Genomic DNA, 19,673 nt, shown 5'->3' with positions numbered 1-19,673 from the left:
CTAAACCTTCAAGACAGAGCGGCGGAAAAGCGGGCGGGCAAACAGTCCGGCTAAGTCACCGGCACAGTCGAACCCATGGACAGGTGAGAAGACGAGTTCGATCGACCATTTGGTCGAGATGCCTTCCATTTCGAGAGGATTGGCGAGACCCATGCCGCAAACAACCAAGTCTGGCTTGGCTTCGCGGCAACGGTCCAACTGACGGTCGACGTCTTGGCCCTCACTCAAGGTGACATTGTCGGGCAGATATTCCATCTCGGCGCTGAGGAGCTGGCGGTTGAGGTAAGGCGTGCCGACTTCGATCAACTTCATGTCGAGTTCGCGCGACAAGAAGCGCGCGAGGCTGGGTTCCATTTGCGAGTCTGGGAAGAAGAAGATGCTTTTGCCAGCCAAATGCTGCTTTTGCGCTTCTAAGGCGCGCTTAGCCCGCTCCCGCCCCGGTGCGACAACGGCCAGGAAATGAAGCTCTGAGATGCCAAACGCATCGGCAGCGGCTTTCAGCCAATGGGTCGTGCCCTCTGCGCCAAACGGGAACAGCGCAGGCAGATGTTGCGCGCCACGCTCTGTCAGGGCGCGGGCCGTCTCGCCCAAGAAGGGCTGGGCCAGCAGGAATTTCGTGTTGGGCCCGATTGCAGGGATGGATTGCGAGTTGCGCGGCGGGAAGAAATGAACCGGCCCGATACCCAACTGATTGAACAGGCGGGAGAATTGGTCTTCCACAATGTCGGGCAATGTGCCGACGACCAAGAGCGAGGCTGGTGCCTCCTCGGACGCAACCGGTGCTTCTGGGATCATCGCCACCAAGCACGCATCTTCGCCTTGGGTGAAGGTCGTCTCAATGCCGCTGCCGGAGTAATTGAGAACACGAACAGAAGGACTGTGCTTCGTCGACAAACGCTCTGCTGCGCGCGACAAATCGAGTTTAATCACTTCTGACGGGCAAGAGCCGACCAAGAAGAGCAATTTGATGTCGGGACGGCGCGACAAGAGCCTGTCCACCACTCGGTCAAGCTCCTCGTTGGCGTCTACCAGACCGGCCAAATCCCGCTCTTCCATGATCGCGGTTGCAAAGCGAGGCTCCGCAAACACCATCACGCCAGCGGCCGATTGGATCAGATGCGCGCAGGTTCTGGAGCCAACAACCAAGAAAAACGCGTCTTGTATCTTACGATGCAGCCACACGATGCCAGTAAGGCCGCAGAACACTTCCCGCTGGCCCCTTTCACGAAGAACGGGGCGCGCCTCAGAATTCGGGCTTATCAACGTGACCGCGTCGCTCATGCTCAAGAAGCCTCGTCGGTTTCGCTATGGACGTGCTTCGTATGCGTGACAGAACTGGAGCCCGCATGAGCGGGCCAAGGATTGGCAAATTGCAAAAGACCCTCAATCCAACGTGTTAGAATGGATGGGGAGGTCTTTTTTCGCTCAGAGGCCCTACCGACAGAAGTCTCAGAAACACGCCATTCGTGTGAGTTAGAAGGCTGCATCAACATCGGAATTCTCCAGCAGAAATCGGACCTCTGATAAGGTCATCCCGCAAGGTATGCCTCCCTCTCACATCTTGTCAATAGAAATAGACGTCCAAAACTTTTGACAGTCACTAGACGAACAAACTCTTGCAATTTGTTCCTGTGGTGAGACAGTCATAAATGATGCAGGTAGCAGATGAGGTTAGGGTGGAATCTTCGACAAGTCGTTCACCGGGCGTTGGGCCAGACGATCCGAGGATAACCCAAGCGCTGAACGCCCCGGCGCCAGCACGTTCTCTGTGTACCGATTGCGGGATATCGCGCACGTCAGACCCGAAACGCTGTGGGCGGGCCTGTCAATTCATCAGCCCGAACTATCCAGAGATGGAAACCCAAGTACACGGGCGCGCCCGTGATACCGAAGCGGGCGACGAATTATTCTTTGGCCCTGTGAAGGCCATGTATCAAGCCAAGCTGAATGCGCCCTTGCATGGCGCGCAATGGACCGGGATCACCACCCGCCTTGCCGAGCGCTTACTGGAAACCCGAGCGGTTGATGCGGTGCTGACCATGAAGCCCGACCCAGAAGATCGCTGGCGGCCCGTGCCGACTTTGGTGACAGAAGCTTCAGAGCTGGCCCATTGCCGCGGCATGCGGATGGGCTATGCGCCTTTATTGGCCTTGTTAGAGCCCGCGCGCGAGCTGGGCTATAAGCGCCTCGCAGTCATCGGCATTCCCTGCCAAGTCTATGCTCTGCGGGCGCTGGAAGCCGAATTGGGATTTGAGCGGCTTTATGTGATTGGCACGCCCTGCTCAGATAATACCACCACCGAAAGCTTCCACCAGTTTCTGGACCTTCTCTCGGATCAGCCCGAGACCATCAGCTATTTGGAGTTCCGAGCCGATTACCATGTCGAGCTGCGGTTTGATGATGGCCACAAGCAGATCATCCCTTTCTTGCAATTGCCGATCTCGAAACTCCCGCCCGACTTCTTCCCGCTGACCTGCCGGACTTGTGTCGATTATACCAATGCGCTGGCCGACATGACGGTTGGCTATATGGGTGGGCAGGGCGAGCAATGGTTGTTGGTCCGCAATGAACGCGGTGAAGAATTGCTGTCGCTTTTGGGCGATGAAGTCGCTTTGACCGCCCCAACCAGCCATGGCAAGCGCGCCGGCGCGGTTAAGGGCTTTAAAGCCAATGTAGAGCGGGCGGCTGGTGGCCTACCTTTGCGCGGCATGCCCAATTGGGTGCGGCCTTTGGTGGGCTGGCTGATGCCGAGAGTTGGTCCCCGCGGCTTAGAGTTTGCCCGCACCCGTGTGGAGATGAAGGCGATTGAAACAGTGCTTCACCTGCGCCGCGAAGAGCCGCAGCGCATGAAAAATATGATCCCCGACCATGTCTGGCAATTGACCGCACCCTATGGCCTCACCTCTGACAGCCAAGAGCGCAAGCCAGTTGATGAGTCAGATGCTAAGGTTCAATCTGCGGCTGAAGCAGGTGCCTAAAGCCAACCCCTTCCTTTCGGAGCCTTTTTGATGCGTATCGCTTTCCCCTTCACAGCCATTGTCGGCCAAGACGACATGAAGCTGGCCATGCTGATCGCAGCAACAGATCCAGGCATTGGCGGGGTGATGGTGTTTGGTGATCGCGGTACGGGCAAGTCGACCGCCGTGCGGGGCTTGGCCGCCCTTTTGCCCCCGATCAAGATGGTCAAGGCCTGTCAATATCATTGCGATCCGAGCGCCGATAAATCCAGTTGCGCCACGGGCTGTGTCCACCGTTTGGAGGGGGAGATACCCGATGTGGGCGAGATGGCCACGCCCGTGGTCGACTTTCCCTTGGGTGCCACAGAGGACCGCGTTGTCGGTGCCCTTGATCTGGAGCGCGCGCTGACCCAAGGCGAAAAGCATTTCGAGCCCGGCTTATTGGCCCGCGCCAATCGCGGCTTTCTCTATATCGACGAAGTCAATTTGCTCGATGACCATCTGGTCGATTTGCTGCTCGATGTTGCGGCTTCGGGGGAAAATGTGGTCGAGCGCGAAGGCTTGAGCGTGCGCCATCCGGCGCGCTTCGTGCTGATCGGCAGTGGCAACCCGGAAGAAGGGGAATTGCGGCCGCAATTGCTGGATCGCTTTGGTCTGTCCGTCGACGTCAAGACCCCTGACGAATTGGCCTTACGCGTGGAAGTCGTGCGGCGTCGCGACTCCTTTGACCGCGATAGCGCGGGCTTTGCCGCCCGTCAGGCTGAGGCCGAGGCCGCCGTTCGCGAAAAGATTGTCGCAGCACGCGGTCGTTTAAGCGAAGTCGAAACCCCCGATGCCGCGCTGGAATGGGCGTCGCGCCTGTGTATGGCCGTCGGGGTCGATGGATTGCGCGGCGAGCTGACTTTGATCCGTGCTGCCCGCGCCGTTGCCGCGCTCGAAGGTGATACCAAGGTGGAAGACCATCATTTGCGCGGGATTGCGGTGATGGCCTTGCGCCACCGCCTGCGCCGCAATCCGCTCGATGAGACCGGCTCGTCCACCCGAATTGAACGCGCCATGTCTGACCTGTTTGGCTCATGACCCAAGAGGCGCAGACGGATAGCCTGCCTTGCGCCGCGTGGCCGGAAGCGCTGTTGATCGCCACCTTGTTTGCGATGGACCCCCATGGCTTGGGCGGCATTTCGATCAAAGGGCGCAGCAGCCCGTTTTTTGATGCTTGGCTCGATCTATTGAAAGAGCTGTTGCCAGAAGGCGCGCCTCTGCGCCGCTGCCCCGTGCAGACCGGTGATGACCGTCTACTCGGCGGCCTTGATCTCGCAACCAGCCTCGCGCTCGGCCAACCCGTTGTGCAGCGCGGTCTGTTAAGCGAAGTCGATGGCGGGGTCTTGGTTCTGCCGATGGCAGAGCGCTTGAGCTCCGCCACCGCCGCACGGATCGCTGCCGCTTTGGATGAAGGCCAGTTTCAGCTGGAGCGCGACGGTTTGACGTCGCTTCTGCCCGCGCGGTTTGGCCTGATCCTGCTGGATGAGAGCATCGGCCCTGAGGAATCCCCACCCTTTGCCCTGTTAGAGCGGTGTAGTTTCCGCCTCGACGGCAATGGACTGGGTCTTGCGGATTTGGCTGGCGATGGCCTCAGCCTTGAAGACATTCAACGCGCGAAAGCGGCTCTGCCCAGCGTCGGGCTAGAGCAAGACGCGCTCGTCGATGCGATCTGCGAAGCGGCCCAAGCCTTTGGCCTACATTCTGCACGGCCCGCGCTTTTGTGCTTGCGGGTTGCGCGCATGGTGGCGGCTCTGGATGGTCGCAAGGCGGCGAGTTTGGGCGATGTGACGTTAGCCGCTCAGCTGGTGCTCGCCCCACAAGCCTTGCAATTACCGCCACCGCCAGAAGAGCCGACGCTAGACGAGGCTGACCAACAACCAGAAAACCAAGACGAAGCAGACCCTGCCGAAGCAGAATCGGAGCCTGCACCGCCACCTGAAACCCCACCCGATACCCAAGCAGAGGCAGAGGCTAAGAACCAACCCAATCCCAGCGAAGTGCTGGTCGATGCCGTCAAATCTGCCCTGCCCGCTGAATTGATCGCCGCACTAGGAAGCCAAGCCAAGCCAAATCGACAAGGCCGTGCGAGTGGCAGTGGCGGCGGGGCGATGCAAAAGTCGCCGCTTCGCGGTCGGCCCATCCGCTCGCGCAGCGGAACCTTAAAGCCCGGCGAGCGCCTGAATATCATCGAAACCCTGCGCGCTGCGGCACCCTGGCAGAAGTTACGCCGCCGTCCGCAAGCCGAGGGCGCAACGGGCATGAAGCGCATCGAAGTCCGCAAGAGCGACTTCCGCATCCGCTGTTTCGCCCAGCCCAAAGAGGCCACCACCATTCTGGTTGTCGATGCGTCGGGCTCGTCCGCTTTTCAACGGCTGGCGGAAGCTAAGGGCGCGGTAGAGCTTTTGCTGGCGCAAGCCTATGTGGACCGCAGTCGCGTGGCCTTGGTCGCCTTCCGGAATGAAACAGCCGAAGTGCTATTGCCGCCAACCCGCTCGCTCGCCCGCGCACGTCGGCAATTGTCGGATTTGGCGGGCGGAGGCGGCACGCCCTTGGCGGCAGGGATCGATACGGCCCTGATGCTGGCCTTGGCAGAAAAAGCCAAGGGCCGCACGCCGCGCCTATTATTCTTGACCGATGGGCGCGGAAATATAGGCCGCGAGGGCAAAGGCGGCCGCGCTGTTGCGATGGCGGACGCGCTTTTAGCCGCTCGCGCCGTGGGCCTGTCCGACATAGCGGCTGTCCATATTGATACCTCCCCTTTCCCGCGTCCGGGGGCGCGCGAACTGGCAGAAGCCATGCGGGCGATTTACGCGCCTCTGCCCTATTTGAACGCGCAAGCCATAAGCGCCATTTGACCCCTTCAGCTAAACCTTTGATTTCAAGGGCAGTGGACGTAAGGCAGGGCCTTATGCCATAGAGTTTTGGTATCTGCTTTTTGGGGAAAGCTGGGCCATGGCTGTTGGGTTTACCGCTTTAGACTGGGTGATTTTGGGCGGTTATGTCGCCATCATCGCCATTGCCGGAATTTTGGCGACCAATAGCAAGATGGCCAAGGCCAATGATTATTTTCTGGCTGGCAACAACGTACCGATCTGGCTGGTTGCCATCTCGGTCCTCTCCACCAGCCAATCGGCGGCAACCTTTCTGGGTGCGCCAGATTCCAGCTATCGCGGTGATTTCACCTATTTGGGCAGCAATATCGGCGCGGCCTTAGGCGCAATCATTGTCGCCCTTGTCCTGATGCCGCGCTTTTATGCCATGCAGGCGACCACCGTCTATGAACTCCTCGAAAAGCGTTACGACCGTACGGCGCGGCAGGCAGCGGCGGGCATGTATTTGGTAGGCCGCGTGCTGGCCAGTGGCGCGCGCCTCTATCTGGCCGCCATTGCGGTTTCGATGATCATGTTTGGCGACATCGCGCCAGAACATATCGTCCAAGCTTCGCTTTTACTCTTGGTGTTTGGGCTGATCTTCACCTTTATCGGTGGCTTGAACGCCATCATCTGGAGCGATCTGGTTCAAGTCGCGATCTATGTTACCGCCGCTTTGACCGTAGTCGTCTTCCTCTTGATGAAGATCCCGGCTTCAGGTGTCGAGATTTGGCAGGGCCTTGCCCATACGCCAGAGGGCACCAATAAGCTGCAACTGATCGATTTCAGCCTGGATTTCAGCGCGCCCTTCTCCTTCTGGGCCCTGATTACCGGGGTGGCGATCTTGAATGCGTGTAATTTCGGCCTCGACCAAGACACGTCCCAGCGCCTCTTGGCCTGCAAGGATGCCAAGCAAGGCAATCAAGCCATGTTTGTTTCGGTGTTTGCCACCATCCCTGTCGTGCTGATCTTCATGACCATTGGCTCGCTTCTCTATGTCTTTTACCAGCGGCCAGACCTGATGATCCAAGAGGGCAGCCAAGAGGTGATGACCAAGTTTGATGGGCAAGACATAACCGTCTTCATGACCTTTATCCTGACCCAAATGCCACCGGGCCTGCGTGGCTTTGTGACCGTGGGGGTGATTGCAGCCGCTGCCGTCAATTCCGGCCTGATTTCGATGTCCTCGGTTTTGGTGCAGGACTTTTACCGGCCTTGGCGCGACAAGCGCGGGCCAAAGCCTGAAGCCCATTATGTGCGGGCCGGCCAATTGGGCATGGTGGTGCTGGGCCTCGCCTTATTCGCCATGTCGATCCTGTGCTTTTATTGGCAACAATATACCGACACGCCGCTTCTGACCTTTGTGCTGTCGGTCATGACGTTTGCTTATTCAGGCTTATCCGGCGTTTATATCACAGCCGTCTTTACCAAGCGCGGCTCTACCGCCAGCGTAATCGCCGCTTTGATCGCTGGCTTCATCACCATCCTGCTGCAGCAAGCCTATATCGTGGACTATTTCGGCTTACCGCCTGCTTGGAAGAGCCTCGCCTTCCCGTGGCAATTGTGCATTGGCACGACCGTGGCGTTTCTGGTGTGCCAATTGGGGCAGACGAAGAAGTCTCAGCCTGCCCCGAGTGCGGCGGTTTAAGACCAAAAGCCAACAGCGGCTTTGGTGTCTTTCAAGATCGGCTGGGCGATCGCATTGGCGCGGTCTGCCCCTGCACGCAGGATCGCATCAATCTGGGCAGGGTCTGCGAGATAATTGGCCATCGCGGTGATCGTTGGCCCAAGGGCTTCGACTGCCAGATCAGCCAGACGCGGCTTAAAGATGCCAAAGCCAGCACCGACAAATTCAGCCACGACTTGTTCTTTGGTCTGCCCCGACAAAGCCGCATAAATGCTGACCAGATTATCAACTTCCGGCCGGCCCTTTAACTCGTCTACATGGGCTGGCATCGGCAAAGTATCGGTCTTGGCCTTTTTGATCTTCTTGACCAAGACGTCGATTGAATCCGTCATATTGATCCGCGAATTATCCGCCGGATCAGATTTGGACATCTTCTTGGTCCCATCCTGCAAATTCATCACGCGCGCCGCAGGCCCGCCAATAATGGGCTCTGGCAAGGGAAAGAAGCCGTCGACTTTGAAGTCTGAATTGAAGCGGGCTGCAATGTCGCGCGACAATTCAAGATGCTGCTTCTGGTCGTCGCCCACGGGCACATGGGTGGCCTTATAGGTCAGGATGTCTGCGGCCATCAGGACCGGATAGTCGAACAAGCCAACCGAGCTGCGTTCTGCATTTTTGCCCGCTTTATCCTTGAACTGGGTCATGCGCTCTAACCAGCCCATGCGGGCGACGCAATTGAGGATCCAAGCAAGCTCCGCATGGGCGGATACATTGGATTGCACGAAAATGACCGAGCGAACGGGGTCTACGCCAGCGGCCAGATAAGCGGCGGCGACTTCACGGCTTTGCGCGCGCAGCTTCTCAGGGTCTTGCGGTACCGTAATAGCGTGCAAATCCACGACGCAATAAATGCATTCGGTGGCGGGCTCGTTCTGCAATTCAACAAAGCGCCTGATCGCGCCCAGATAATTGCCCAAGTGTAGGTTCGCGGTCGGTTGAACCCCGGAGAATACCCGCTTTTTCATTAAGTCGGTCATATCAGTCTTCTTACTCTAAAACTCATCTTGCGCGGAGGCAGCAGGGGCACCTGCGGGCTTTTGCAAAGCCAACTTGATGTCGGCCATAGTAACCGCCCGCACGAGGAAAGCGATTGCCGCATAAACGATCGCACCCAGCAAGCAAACCAATAAAGTCGCCACTTCCTTACCAAATACCAGTCTGGCTTCAAACCAGCCTTCAATGGGAACCCGGTTTAAGGCGGCGATTCCCAACACGGTGGCCATAGCCGCGGTGGCCACAGCGATGCGGAGGAACTTGCCAATCACCCACGGTTCAGGTCGCCAGATGCGTTCTCGCAAAAGGGTTGAGCCGAGCAAAAGCGCATTGGCCCAGCCCGAAACGCTGGCCGCTATGGCAAGGCCGACATAGCCCTGCAGGCCCAAAGCGCGCAGACCAAAGAAGAGGGAGGCCCCCAAGCCGATGTTCACCAAAACGCTGATCAAAGCGAAATTCATCGGCCTTTTGGTGTCGCCCCGCGCGAAGAAGGGTGGGGCCAGAATGCGGATCAGGACAAAGGCGGGCACGCCCCAGCCATAGTGAAACAACGCGTCGGCGGTAGCGCGCGCATCGGCTTCGGTGAACTGGCCACCCGCCCAAAAGCCCTGCATCAGGAAAAAAGGTACCACGACCAAAGCTGCGGCCGCTGGCAAAGTAAAGGCCATAGATAGCACAAAGGCCTCATCCAAGGCCTTGGTGTCGTCGCCCGTTTCGGGGCTGGCAACGGCGCGGGCGAGGCGCGGCAATAAGGCTACCCCAATCGCCACACCGATTAGGCCCAGAGGTAGCTGAAACAGGCGGTCTGCCGCATAGAGCCAGGATTTAGCGCCAACCTCAAAGCTTGAAAGGGACTGGCTGACCAAGACATTCAGATGCGTGGCACTGCCTGCAATCACCGATGGGCCCATCACCGTGACAATGGCTTTTACTTCGGGCGTTAAGCGCGGCACGCGAAAGCCGATGCGCACGCCTAAGCGCCGACAGCCTATATATAGCGCCGCTGCCTGCAAAATCCCGGCAATCGTAATGGCCACCGCCGCATTCAAAGCTGCTTGCGTCGGCTCTTTCACAAAGATCACAGCCGCTAAAATCGTGAGGTTCAAGAGCGTCGGTGCCGCCGCAGACAGCGCAAACTTGCCTGCGGTATTCAATACACCTGAAAACAGCGAACTCATGGCCATGCCAACGAGGTAAGGCATGGTGATCTGGGTTAGCAGGATGGCGAACTGGAAGGCCTGGGGTTTGTCGGCATAGCCACCGTGAATCACCAGCATGATCCATGGCATGGCCAATTGCGCGAGGATCGTCACCAAGGCCGCAACCAAGGTCAGCACTGAAAAGGCCTGACTGGCCACTTCGGCGGCTTTATCCTTGCCAATCTCGGCCTGTGTCTTGGCATAAAGCGGCACAAAGGCCTGACTAAAGGCCCCTTCAGCGAGGATACGGCGGAACAGGTTTGGGAAGGTCTGCGCCGTCGCGAACGCATCGCCTACCCAGCCTGCACCCAACAAATTAGAGATCGCGCGGTCTCGGGCATAGCCCAACAGGCGGCTCAATAAGGTGAAACCAGCTTGAACAAGGGTATTGCGGGCAAGCGACATCGACAGATTAGCTCCAGTTGCTGCACCACTAACCTGTGCGGATCAATTGCGGGAGGGTGGCTGCTGACATTGACCAAATTCAGGCAATTATCTTGCGCAAACAAGGTTTTTTCACCATGGTTGAGGCATGAATATGCCCGCACCCAGTTCGTCCGCTCCCCTCCCTACCGATATGACGGCCCTGAGGGAGGCGATTGACGCCATTGACGGGCAATTGGCGCGCCTGATTGCGCAACGTTCTGGCCTTGCCCGAGCCATCGCAGAAGCTAAAAAGGCTGCTGGCGATTCAGGTTTTGGGTGGCGTCCTGCGCGTGAGATCGACATTTTGCGCGGGCTTATCACGCGGGAGCCAGACCTAGACCCGGCGTTGGCCGCAGCGGTATGGCGGGCGCTGATTGCGGCCAATCTGGCGGCCCAAGGTGGGCTGGATGTCGTCACCACATTAGAAGCGGCCCCTTGGGCCAAGCTGGCCTTTGGCTCCGCCAGCGAGACGCGCATTCTATCGGCTTCTGAGGCTTTGATGGCCGCCAAACAGGGGGCAAGAACCATTGCGTGCTTGCCTTGGCCAACGGACACACACAGCTGGTGGGTTGATTTGTTGGACGTGAGCCTTGCTGGGGTACATGTCTGCGCCGCAAGCCCGCAAATTGTCGCCAATGGCACACCCGCTTCGCTGCTGCTCGCCCATCGTGCACCTGAAGCCTCTGGCGGGGACATCAGTCTGTTGGCTGGCCCTAAAGCAGCCTTGGCAGGCTATCAGGGTCATGTCCTCAGCCAGCAGGGCGACATGGTCCTTATCCAAATTCCGGGCTTTATCGACCTCGATGAGCCTTTGGAGGCGGGCGTCCGCCTGATTGGTAGCTTCGCTTTGGCTTAGGAAGCGAACGCTGCCTCGATCACAGGCAGCAAATGCGTTCGAATGCGGGCTGCCCTCATCCGCTTTTCTGCCCAGGGTCTATAGGCTGCTGAGGCCTGCCAATCGAGATAGGTCTGCGCCGTGGGCCAGTAAGAAACAACCATATTGATGGCTTCGGTTGTGCCCTGATGCAGGTGCCATCCCGAGGTGAGATTACGGGCGCCGACCTCGGCCATCTGCGGCGCAATCGCAGCAACATAATCCCGCATCGTCTCAGAATCCAAAACATCCAAAACTTCGACGAGCACCAAGACGGCCTGATCGGCACGAAAGGATTGCTGGAACATTTGGGCAGATCCTATGGTTGCTGTGGCTGCGGATAGGCCCGCTGTACAGCCGGACGGGTTTGCAGCCTCTCAACCCATTCTTGAACGTGCGGATAAGGTGTGAAATCCACTGACAGCAGGGGCGGGAGGGCGGCCACCCAAGGGAAGATGGCGATATCAGCAATCGTATAATTGGCACCTACCACATACGCATGCTGGCTCAACTGAGCGTTCAATACAGTCAAGAGCCGATGCATTTCGCGTTGATAGCGGGAGATTGGATAGTCCAGCTTTTCCGGCGCAAGGGCAGTGAAGTGGAAATATTGCCCGATCATGGGTCCAATGCCTGCCATTTGCCACATAAGCCATTGAAACGTTGTGGACCGATCAGGCTCTTGCCGAGGGAGCAGGTCAGAACCCGCCTTCTCCGCCAGATAAATGAGAATGGCTCCACTTTCGAAGACGGTGTGGGGCAGCCCAGTCGGGCCGTGCTCGTCGACGATGGCAGGAATTTTGGCATTCGGACTGGCAGCAAGAACCCCGTCGCTGCGCACAGCATCGGACAGGGGATCAATCATAATCTCCTGATAAGGCAAGCCCAATTCCTCAAGCAGGAGGATCACTTTCTTCGGGTTAGGCGTTTGCCAGCTATAGACGCGGATCATGTTCCATTCCCCTGTTCGCCGAATAGAGCGGCGTGACGCGCCATGAAGGCATCAAAAGATGTGGCAGGACGACCCAACAGACTCTGAACGTCAGGCGTGGTGGCCGCGAAGGCACCCGTGGCAACAGCACTATAAAACTCCACCAGCGTGTGGGCCATCCAAGCGGGCATGCCCGCCGTGAGCATCGATTGTTCTGCAGCCACACCGGGGACCGCGACATAGTGGACGGGCTTGCCAATCGCGGATGCAATTTTATCGGCGACCATATCGAAGCTGAGGGATTCTGGCCCCGTGAGCACATAGGTCTGGCCCAGATGACCGTCTTCGGTTAGCGCTTTGACAACGACAGCCGCGACATCTGCAATGTCAACAAGGCTTTGCTTTGCATCGCCCGTGGGCTGGTAAAATGCCCCTTGTGATCGGATCGTCTCCACACTCCAGAGCAGGTTTTGCATAAATGAATTCGGCTGAATGATCGTGTAGCCTATACCCGATTGGCGCAAATAGGCATCGGTTTGTCCGTGACTGCGGATAAGGGCGGCGGGCGAGTTGGCTCCGGCGGTCATGCCGGAAAGTTTAACAAAGCGGCGCACCCCACAGCTCTGCGCCACATCTACCAAGCGCTGCATCCATTCCGCACTCTTGGGGTTTACGGGGGTCAAGGCATAAGCGGCTTCCACTCCATTAAAAGCCGCGGCTAGCGCCGAGGCATCGTCGAAATCACCCATCTGGATCTCCACCCCATCGGGCAGTTTCGCGGCGGAGTCCGCACTATGGGCGAGGACTCGCACGGCATGGCCCGCGGCGAGAAGTTGGCGCGTGACTTCGCTGCCCGTATTGCCCGTGGCACCTGTGACAAGAATTTTCATCTGTATGTTTGCTCCTGTTCGTCAGCAACAGGGCTAAGATGGACTTTGCCGAGGAATGAATAAATAATGTGACAAACAACTAATCGTTGCTGAATATGACAACAATCGAACTCTCCGAGCTTCAGGTGCTGGTGAAAGTCGTCCAGACCGGCAGCTTCACCCGCGCGGCTGAACAAATGGGCGCGCAGAAGGCACACCTCTCACGCGTGATGAGCAAGCTCGAGCGCAAGCTGAACGCGCGCCTGTTGGAGCGCAGCACGCGCGCCCTCACGCTAACCGAAGTCGGACGGGACATTTACCACCGCGCCATCGGTGTTCTAGATGCCGTTGAAGACACTGAGCGCGCGGCTCAGCGATTTCTCGGTGAACCCCGTGGTGTTCTGCGTTTGAGTTGTGGTGTTGAATTTGGCATGCTGGCCGTCAGCCAATGGATCGGGGCCTATTTGGCGAAATATCCCGAGATGCGAGTTGACGCCGATTATTCAGCGCGCCTTGTCGACATCATCCATGAGGGCTTCGACCTGGCAATCCGAATTGGGCAATTACAGGATTCCCAATTCGTGGCGCGCAAACTTGGGGAAGTCCACTACGGTCTATTTGCAAGCCCATCCTATCTTGAACGCCACCCCCGGCCAGAAGAACCAAAAGCCCTGACCGACCACGACCTGCTTGTGTTCACGACAAGTGGCCAGAACAGAGAATGGCAACTCAAAAGATCCAAGGGTGAAGTCCGACGCATCGCCTTGTCTCCCCGCATGAGCCTCAATAACAGCTTTGCGATACGGGATGGGGCACTTGCAGGCCTTGGCATCGCACAACTCCCGTGGATCCTCGCCAAAGACCAAGTTGATGCAGGTACTTTAGTGCAAGTGCTTCCCGATTGGCAGCGAGAGCCAGAGCCCGTGCATGCCATTTTCCCGAGTAGCAGCTACTTGACGCCCAAAGTCCGGGCCTTCATTGATCTGGCCGTTGCCCATTTCCCGGATCGATAAGCCGTCCGGCTTGTGCTGTCACGGCGCTGAGTTGGCCGATTGTCCCTCAACATCAACCAAAAACTTAGGCCTCGTAATAGACGTCGGTGAGATAGAGCCCGTCACTTGGGGCGACTGGGCCACAGCGTTTGCGGTCACGCGCTTCTAACGCCTCGCGAACATCGTCCGGGCTCCATTTCCCGCGACCCACTTCCGATAAGGTCCCCATCATGGAGCGCACTTGGCGGTGGAGGAAGGAGCGGGCCTGCACCCGGGCTTGGATTTCCGGCCCAAAGACGCCCTCAACCCGGCATAGATCAAAGCGACTTAAGGTCTTGATCGGGCTTTTCGCCTGACAATCGGCATCGCGGAAGGTCGTGAAGTCATGTGTGCCGAGAAAATGATTGGCGGCTTCTTGCATACGCGCGACATCATGCTCCTGCGACACGCGCCACACCCGTCCCAGCTCTAAGGTCAAGGGTGGGCGGCGGTCGACCATGCGGAACAAATAGCCCCGGGCTTGCGCCGAAAAGCGTGCATGAAAGCTATCGGGAACGGCCTCCACTTGACGGATCGCCACCGGGCCGTAATCGCGCAGCCACGCATTCAACGCCTCTTGCAAACGAAACGGGGCCCAGTTCTTTGCCAGATCGACGTGGATCACTTGGCCAGTCGCATGCACGCCCCGGTCGGTGCGGCCTGCGGCATGGGTTCGGCGCAATTCGCCCTCAATCGCCACAATGGCGCGCTCAACCGTGTCTTGCACGCCTTTCCCATCCGATTGGCTCTGCCAACCAGCGAAATTGGTGCCGTCATACTCAAGGGTCAGTTTCCAACGCTGCATCAGAAGCGTTTAGCGCAGCATTTAGCCGCTTGCGAACCCCCTTGCTGCGTTGACCTTTTGGCTTCGTCAGCCTAGCGCAGAGAAAAATGAAAATACGGAACTTATGCTCATGAAAACTCCCCGCGCTTTCTTCAAACCCCTCGCCATTGGTGCGCCTGCGCCATACCGTGATCTACCGATTAAAGTGGAGCGGATGATCCACTTTGTGCCGCCGCATCTGGAAAAGGTGCGCGCCAAAGTGCCCGAGATTGCCAAGGGCGTGGACGTTATTTTGGGCAATTTGGAAGACGCTATTCCGGCAGACGCGAAAGAAGCCGCTCGCGCAGGCTTTATCGAGATGGCCCGCGAGACCGATTTTGCCGCTTTGGGGACAGGTCTATGGACCCGGATCAACTGCCTGAACAGCCCATGGATGCTGGACGATGTGATGGAAATCGTCGCCGCCGTCGGCGACAAACTCGATGTCATCATGGTGCCTAAGGTCGAAGGCCCTTGGGACATTCACTATCTCGACCAATTACTGGCCCAATTGGAAGCCAAGGCGGGCGTCACCCGTCCGATCCAATTGCACGCTATCTTGGAAACCGCCGAAGGCGTCGCTAACGTTGATGCGATTGCCTTAGCCAGCCCCCGTATGCAGGGCATCAGCCTTGGCCCCGCAGATCTGGCCGCCAGCCGCGCCATGAAGACAACCCGCGTGGGTGGGGGACATCCGGGCTATCGCGTCGTGGAAGACTCCCATGCCGATGGCAGCGCCCGGGTCAGCGTCCAGCAAGATCTTTGGCATTATACTTTCGCGAAAATGGTCGATGCCTGTCAAACTGCCGGTATCAAGCCCTTCTATGGCCCATTTGGCGACATCAAGGACCTTGAGGCCTGCGAACAGCAATTCCGCAATGCTTTCATCATGGGCTGCGCCGGAGCTTGGTCGCTCCACCCAGACCAAATTGCCATTGCAAAGAAAGTCTTCAGCCCCGATCCTGCTGAAATTGCCTTTGCTAAGCGCATCTTGGAAGCCATGCCCGATGGCAGTGGCGTGGCCATGCTGGACGGCAAAATGCAGGATGATGCCACGTGGAAGCAGGCCAAAGTTATGGTCGATAGCGCCAAATTGGTCGCTGCCAAAGACCCAGATATGGCCGCAGCCTACGGATTCTGATCGCATGTGCCTGAGACGCGGGCAGGCCGTGCCCGCGACACAGGCGCGAGCAGCGCTACCGGATGGCAACACAGCCAGCCACTTGCCCTAAAGGAAACTTGTCGCCAAAAGGCGGCATGCCCGATACCAATCTAGCGTCCGCGCGCGACTTAATCAAAGACTTAGGTGCCCTGCTTGGGGAAGTGATCAAGGATCAACATGGCGACGCCCTGTTTGATGCCATTGAGTCCATACGTTCTGAATCGGTGCGCGAATATCGCGGACAAGCCCCTCGGGGCGCGACCGTCAGCTTGTTGGACGGGTTAGAACTAGATGAAACCTTGGTCTTCATCCATGGCTTTTGCGTATTTTCGCAATTGGCCAATCTGGCCGATGATTATGTCAGCCGTACCCAAGCCGTCCGCCAAGACCCGCTAGCACTCTTGAGCACGCGGCCAGACCTGACAGTGGACCATGTGTCTGACGTGCTATCGAAAATGGTGATTGCCCCTATCCTGACCGCCCATCCGACCGAAGTGCGCCGCAAAAGCGTGCTGGACCGGGAAGCGGCAATTTCTGATACCTTGGATGCGCGGATTGACGTCGTCGATGGGCGCGACATGCGGTTTGAGCGGTTGCGTCGGGAAATCCGGCTTTTGTGGCAGACCCGCGTGCTGCGCGGTGAACGCATTGAGGTGGCCGATGAAATCGCCAATGTCGCCAGCGTTTTGGGCCGCTCTTTTCTGAAAGAAATGCCCAATCTTATCCGGCGGCTGGAACGGCGATTGGGCAAAGAATTGCCGGGCATTTTACGCGTTGGCTCTTGGGTCGGCGGTGACCGCGACGGCAATCCTTTCGTGAATGCTCAAACCCTGACCCATGCGGTGATGTCGCATGCCAGCTTGCTGTTAAGTTCTTTCCTCGAAGAATTGCATCAGTTGGGCAGTGAATTGTCGATTTCGATTGAGCTGACGGCTGTATCACCGGAATTGGCACGCTTGGCAGAGGCCGGGCACGATGCTTCCCCCCACCGGGCAGACGAGCCCTATCGGCAGGCCATTCGGGGGATTTATGCCCGACTTGCGGCGACTTATCAGGCCATTACCAAAAAGGCCCCTGCCCGCCCCACCGATTTGGAAGCCTTGGCCTATCACGGCCCGAGCGAATTGATCGCGGATCTTGAGATCGTGGGCGATTCCTTACGCGCTCATGCCGCAGGCGATGTTGCCGATGGACGCCTGGCGCGCTTGATCACGGGCGTAAAGGTCTTCGGCTTCCACTTCGCCCAGATGGAATTGCGCCAAAACTCTGACGTGCATGAGCGTACAATTGGCGAATTGCTGGCCGCTGCAGGCATTGAAGCCGATTATGCGAGCCTGTCCGAGGAAGCCCGCATTGAAATATTGCGCGCGCAATGGCGCTCCCCCCGCAATTTGACCACACCTTATGCCAATTACGGTCCGGAAACGCTGAAAGAATTGGAAGTATTCTGGCAGGCTGGGGCCATTCGCACCGCTGTGGGCGGCGAAGTCTTGCGACGTGTGATTGTCTCCAAGACCGACAGTGTGTCAGACCTTCTGGAAGTGGCCCTGTTGTTGAAAGAGGGTGGTTTGTTTGCTCTATCGCCCGACCCCAGCCCGCAAATTGCCATCGCCCCACTGTTTGAAACCATCGCAGACTTGCAGGCCAGTGAAGCCATCATGCGGACCTGGCTGACCTTGCCAGAAGTTGCCCGCGCCCGCGCGGCGACCAATCCGGTGCAAGAAGTGATGATCGGCTATTCCGACAGCAATAAGGATGGTGGGTATCTGACGGCCAATTGGGAAGTGCGCGGTGCGATTGGCCGCCTAGTTGCTTTGGGCAAGGAATTGGGCGTGACCATGCGCTTCTTCCATGGTCGTGGTGGCTCGATTGGCCGGGGTGGCGGGTCTTCGCGCGATGCGATCGCTGCACTGCCCGCTGGCAGCATGGAATCGGGCCTGTCGGTGACCGAGCAAGGCGAAGTCATCTCCTCAAAGTATGGCCATCCAGACAGCGCACGCGTGTCGCTGGAGACTTTGGTCGGAGCGAGCTTAGAAGCTGCCCTTCACCCGGTAGATCAAGCACAAGAAGAGGCCTTGCATCGTATCATGCCACGTTTGAGCGGTTTTGCCTTTAAAGCCTATCGTAGCCTTGTGTATGATACTCCTGATTTTGCACGTTATTTCCACCAATCTACGCCCTTAAAGGAGATTGTGGATCTGAAGATCGGCAGCCGCCCTGCCGCTCGCACGGCTTCGGGTCGGATCGAGGATTTGCGCGCTATTCCTTGGGTATTCAGTTGGTCGCAAGCCCGCGTCAACTTACCGGGCTGGTATGGCTTTGGTAGTGCCATTGCCAGCTTTCAAGAGGCCGCGGGTCCCACGGCGGCGGCGGAGTTAAAGGCGCTTTATCAATCCAGCCCCTATTTCGCCAATCTTGTTTCCAACATCGAAATGGTGCTGGCCAAGGCCAATCTGGAGATTGCGCGCCGCTATAGTGAGTTGGTGGACGACCAAGACATGGCGAAAGCTATTTTCGCGCGCATTGAAGCCGAGTGGCACAAGACCTTGGAAGCCTTAGAGCTTGTGACGGGGCGGGCAGAACTGGTGGGCAATAACCCCGCCTTGGCCCACTCGATCAGCTTGCGCATGCCCTATCTTGACCCGCTGAACCTGTTGCAGGTGAAATTGATCAAGCAATTGCGCGCAGGCCCCGAGGGTGCGCAGGCCGAAACCGTCAAAAAGGGCATTCAATTGACGATCAACGGGATTTCCGCCGGCCTGCGCAATACGGGCTAATCAGGGCTGCAGCAAAGCCGCGAGTTCGGCCTTTGCCGCCTCATAATCCGCTTTAAAGGCCGGATCCTTGTGCAGTTCCACCAAGAGCGCCGCGCTGAGGGCTTGCCCTGCCGCGACATCGCTGGGGTAATGCACGCCGCACACCGCGCGGCTGAGGCCAAAATCTAGGCCACGCGCCTTCAGGGCGTCTGCCTTTGCGGGGACAAGTTCTGCCAAGAGCGTGCCTGCCATGGCACCCCACATGGCATGACCGGATGGGTAAGAATTCAAGCCATTTTCTGGCAAGCGCACACAAGCCGTCACCGCCGGATCCGCCAAGGGCGGACGGGGGCGCTTATAGAGCTCTTTAAATGGCAATACGGTTGCACCCACATCGCGCAAGGAGCGGGCCATTAAGCGGGCAAGGTTTGGCGCGCTCGCCTCCGTCACCTTTGGGCCAAGTACGGAACCGAAAGCCGAAAAGACCTCAAGCTTTTGATCGGCTTGGGCGAGGGCGACGCGTTCGGGCGTGCGCTTGGCTTGTAGGTCCAAGGAAGCGGCGCGGTCATCCTGATCTGCCTTTGAACCGGGTGCGGGTGCCGCTGGGAAATTGGCCACGGCAACTGCCGCAGGCAAATAGCCCTTTATGTCATCTGCTTGCGCACAGCTGATGACAGCCGACGTCAGCATGAAGCCGGCAAGGACCCAACCTAAGGAAGGGCGGGCAAAGGATGGGAAACGCATGAACATCAGAACTCCTTTGGGTGCGATCCGTGCACCCGGAACCGCGCTAATCCTGCTCGATCCGGCCAACCCGAAACGCACCAAGATCGGCATAAACCGCCTTATCGGCAAAGGCGAAGGCGGCATCATCGACCCGAACATCGGTGCGGCGCAAGTGGCGCGACAGCGTTAAGCCTTCCAAGGTGCGGCAACGCGACAGCGCAACATAGGTCTGACCATGGGCAAAGGCGCCGCGTCCAAAGTCGACATGGACAGCATCAAAGGTCAGGCCTTGGGCTTTGTGGACCGTCAGCGCCCAAGCGGGCCGCA

The 19,673-nt window shown here is 58.1% G+C and carries 17 protein-coding genes; 8 read left to right on the top strand and 9 right to left on the bottom strand.

Going from position 1 to position 19,673, the window contains the following annotated elements; translation table 11 throughout:
• Positions 1–1,281 (bottom strand): ferredoxin:protochlorophyllide reductase (ATP-dependent) subunit N, encoded by a 1,281-nt coding sequence (locus ACOVRA_RS07455; protein ID WP_421719739.1) that lies wholly within the window; start codon positions 1,279–1,281, stop codon positions 1–3.
• A 395-nt stretch (positions 1,282–1,676) separates the two neighbouring features.
• Here ACOVRA_RS07455 and ACOVRA_RS07450 point away from each other — a divergent pair, with 395 nt between their 5' ends.
• The 4 genes from ACOVRA_RS07450 to ACOVRA_RS07435 all read left to right on the top strand — a co-directional run bounded on the left by ACOVRA_RS07450 (position 1,677) and on the right by ACOVRA_RS07435 (position 7,517).
• Positions 1,677–2,978, top strand: coding sequence for a Coenzyme F420 hydrogenase/dehydrogenase, beta subunit C-terminal domain (locus tag ACOVRA_RS07450; RefSeq protein WP_421719738.1), 1,302 nt, complete (start codon positions 1,677–1,679; stop codon positions 2,976–2,978).
• A 30-nt stretch (positions 2,979–3,008) separates the two neighbouring features.
• Positions 3,009–4,037, top strand: coding sequence for a magnesium chelatase ATPase subunit I (bchI, locus tag ACOVRA_RS07445; RefSeq protein WP_421719737.1), 1,029 nt, complete (start codon positions 3,009–3,011; stop codon positions 4,035–4,037).
• A complete protein-coding gene (locus ACOVRA_RS07440; RefSeq protein ID WP_421719736.1) occupies positions 4,034–5,854 on the top strand; it encodes a magnesium chelatase subunit D in 1,821 nt (606 codons plus the stop codon). The genes bchI and ACOVRA_RS07440 overlap by 4 nt, the downstream gene beginning before the upstream one ends.
• A gap of 97 nt (positions 5,855–5,951) precedes the next feature.
• Complete coding sequence (locus ACOVRA_RS07435) at positions 5,952–7,517, top strand: sodium:solute symporter (RefSeq protein WP_421719735.1); 1,566 nt, start codon at positions 5,952–5,954, stop codon at positions 7,515–7,517.
• Here ACOVRA_RS07435 and trpS read toward each other — a convergent pair.
• A complete protein-coding gene (gene trpS / locus ACOVRA_RS07430; RefSeq protein WP_421719734.1) occupies positions 7,514–8,533 on the bottom strand; it encodes a tryptophan--tRNA ligase in 1,020 nt (339 codons plus the stop codon). The genes ACOVRA_RS07435 and trpS overlap by 4 nt on opposite strands.
• 15 nt (positions 8,534–8,548) lie before the next feature.
• The gene (murJ, locus tag ACOVRA_RS07425; protein WP_421719733.1) at positions 8,549–10,153 is read right to left on the bottom strand and encodes a murein biosynthesis integral membrane protein MurJ; all 1,605 of its coding nucleotides are present in this window, start codon (positions 10,151–10,153) and stop codon (positions 8,549–8,551) included.
• A 127-nt stretch (positions 10,154–10,280) separates the two neighbouring features.
• Here murJ and ACOVRA_RS07420 point away from each other — a divergent pair, with 127 nt between their 5' ends.
• Positions 10,281–11,030 (top strand): chorismate mutase, encoded by a 750-nt coding sequence (locus ACOVRA_RS07420; RefSeq protein ID WP_421719732.1) that lies wholly within the window; start codon positions 10,281–10,283, stop codon positions 11,028–11,030.
• Here the strand turns inward: ACOVRA_RS07420 and ACOVRA_RS07415 are convergent.
• The 3 genes from ACOVRA_RS07415 to ACOVRA_RS07405 are packed head-to-tail and all read right to left on the bottom strand — an operon-like array spanning position 11,027 to position 12,869.
• Positions 11,027–11,356: a DUF1330 domain-containing protein gene (locus tag ACOVRA_RS07415; RefSeq protein ID WP_421719731.1), complete on the bottom strand. Its 330-nt coding sequence runs from the start codon at positions 11,354–11,356 to the stop codon at positions 11,027–11,029. The genes ACOVRA_RS07420 and ACOVRA_RS07415 overlap by 4 nt on opposite strands.
• A gap of 11 nt (positions 11,357–11,367) precedes the next feature.
• The gene (locus ACOVRA_RS07410) at positions 11,368–12,000 is read right to left on the bottom strand and encodes a glutathione S-transferase family protein (protein WP_298230045.1); all 633 of its coding nucleotides are present in this window, start codon (positions 11,998–12,000) and stop codon (positions 11,368–11,370) included.
• Positions 11,997–12,869, bottom strand: coding sequence for an SDR family oxidoreductase (locus tag ACOVRA_RS07405; RefSeq protein ID WP_421719730.1), 873 nt, complete (start codon positions 12,867–12,869; stop codon positions 11,997–11,999). Before ACOVRA_RS07405 ends, ACOVRA_RS07410 begins: the two co-directional genes overlap by 4 nt.
• Before the next feature lie 95 nt (positions 12,870–12,964).
• Between ACOVRA_RS07405 and ACOVRA_RS07400 the strand changes: the two genes are divergently transcribed.
• Positions 12,965–13,861, top strand: coding sequence for a LysR family transcriptional regulator (locus ACOVRA_RS07400; RefSeq protein WP_421719729.1), 897 nt, complete (start codon positions 12,965–12,967; stop codon positions 13,859–13,861).
• A 64-nt stretch (positions 13,862–13,925) separates the two neighbouring features.
• Here ACOVRA_RS07400 and truA read toward each other — a convergent pair whose 3' ends face one another.
• Positions 13,926–14,684, bottom strand: coding sequence for a tRNA pseudouridine(38-40) synthase TruA (gene truA, locus ACOVRA_RS07395; protein WP_421719728.1), 759 nt, complete (start codon positions 14,682–14,684; stop codon positions 13,926–13,928).
• 109 nt (positions 14,685–14,793) lie between these two features.
• Between truA and ACOVRA_RS07390 the strand changes: the two genes are divergently transcribed.
• Positions 14,794–15,843: an HpcH/HpaI aldolase/citrate lyase family protein gene (locus tag ACOVRA_RS07390; protein ID WP_421719727.1), complete on the top strand. Its 1,050-nt coding sequence runs from the start codon at positions 14,794–14,796 to the stop codon at positions 15,841–15,843.
• A gap of 116 nt (positions 15,844–15,959) precedes the next feature.
• On the top strand, positions 15,960–18,641 hold the full coding sequence (gene ppc, locus ACOVRA_RS07385; protein WP_421719726.1) for a phosphoenolpyruvate carboxylase: 2,682 nt from the start codon (positions 15,960–15,962) through the stop codon (positions 18,639–18,641).
• On the opposite strand, the gene ACOVRA_RS07380 is transcribed toward ppc, so the two are convergent.
• Together ACOVRA_RS07380 and ACOVRA_RS07375 are read right to left on the bottom strand one after the other, a co-directional pair.
• Positions 18,642–19,370 (bottom strand): acid phosphatase, encoded by a 729-nt coding sequence (locus tag ACOVRA_RS07380; RefSeq protein WP_421719725.1) that lies wholly within the window; start codon positions 19,368–19,370, stop codon positions 18,642–18,644.
• A 40-nt stretch (positions 19,371–19,410) separates the two neighbouring features.
• Positions 19,411–19,673: ATP-binding domain-containing protein (locus ACOVRA_RS07375; protein WP_421719724.1), on the bottom strand; the 263-nt coding region annotated here is incomplete at its 5' end.

Origin of the sequence: Aquidulcibacter sp. (assembly GCF_049239865.1) — a bacterium.
Taxonomy (GTDB): Bacteria; Pseudomonadota; Alphaproteobacteria; order Caulobacterales; family Aquidulcibacteraceae; genus Aquidulcibacter.
This window is presented reverse-complemented; position numbering and strand designations above follow the sequence as displayed.

Bases quoted from the DNA above. Each gene is read 5' to 3' on its own strand.
- ACOVRA_RS07440 (WP_421719736.1), top strand. From the start codon at position 4,034: ATGACCCAAGAGGCGCAGACGGATAGCCTGCCTTGCGCCGCGTGGCCG.
- ACOVRA_RS07455 (WP_421719739.1), bottom strand. From the start codon at position 1,281: ATGAGCGACGCGGTCACGTTGATAAGCCCGAATTCTGAGGCGCGCCCC.
- ACOVRA_RS07400 (WP_421719729.1), top strand. From the start codon at position 12,965: ATGACAACAATCGAACTCTCCGAGCTTCAGGTGCTGGTGAAAGTCGTC.
- ACOVRA_RS07380 (WP_421719725.1), bottom strand. From the start codon at position 19,370: ATGTTCATGCGTTTCCCATCCTTTGCCCGCCCTTCCTTAGGTTGGGTC.
- ppc (WP_421719726.1), top strand. From the start codon at position 15,960: ATGCCCGATACCAATCTAGCGTCCGCGCGCGACTTAATCAAAGACTTA.
- bchI (WP_421719737.1), top strand. From the start codon at position 3,009: ATGCGTATCGCTTTCCCCTTCACAGCCATTGTCGGCCAAGACGACATG.
- ACOVRA_RS07420 (WP_421719732.1), top strand. From the start codon at position 10,281: ATGAATATGCCCGCACCCAGTTCGTCCGCTCCCCTCCCTACCGATATG.
- ACOVRA_RS07390 (WP_421719727.1), top strand. From the start codon at position 14,794: ATGAAAACTCCCCGCGCTTTCTTCAAACCCCTCGCCATTGGTGCGCCT.
- ACOVRA_RS07405 (WP_421719730.1), bottom strand. From the start codon at position 12,869: ATGAAAATTCTTGTCACAGGTGCCACGGGCAATACGGGCAGCGAAGTC.
- ACOVRA_RS07435 (WP_421719735.1), top strand. From the start codon at position 5,952: ATGGCTGTTGGGTTTACCGCTTTAGACTGGGTGATTTTGGGCGGTTAT.
- trpS (WP_421719734.1), bottom strand. From the start codon at position 8,533: ATGACCGACTTAATGAAAAAGCGGGTATTCTCCGGGGTTCAACCGACC.
- ACOVRA_RS07415 (WP_421719731.1), bottom strand. From the start codon at position 11,356: ATGTTCCAGCAATCCTTTCGTGCCGATCAGGCCGTCTTGGTGCTCGTC.
- ACOVRA_RS07410 (WP_298230045.1), bottom strand. From the start codon at position 12,000: ATGATCCGCGTCTATAGCTGGCAAACGCCTAACCCGAAGAAAGTGATC.
- murJ (WP_421719733.1), bottom strand. From the start codon at position 10,153: ATGTCGCTTGCCCGCAATACCCTTGTTCAAGCTGGTTTCACCTTATTG.
- truA (WP_421719728.1), bottom strand. From the start codon at position 14,684: ATGCAGCGTTGGAAACTGACCCTTGAGTATGACGGCACCAATTTCGCT.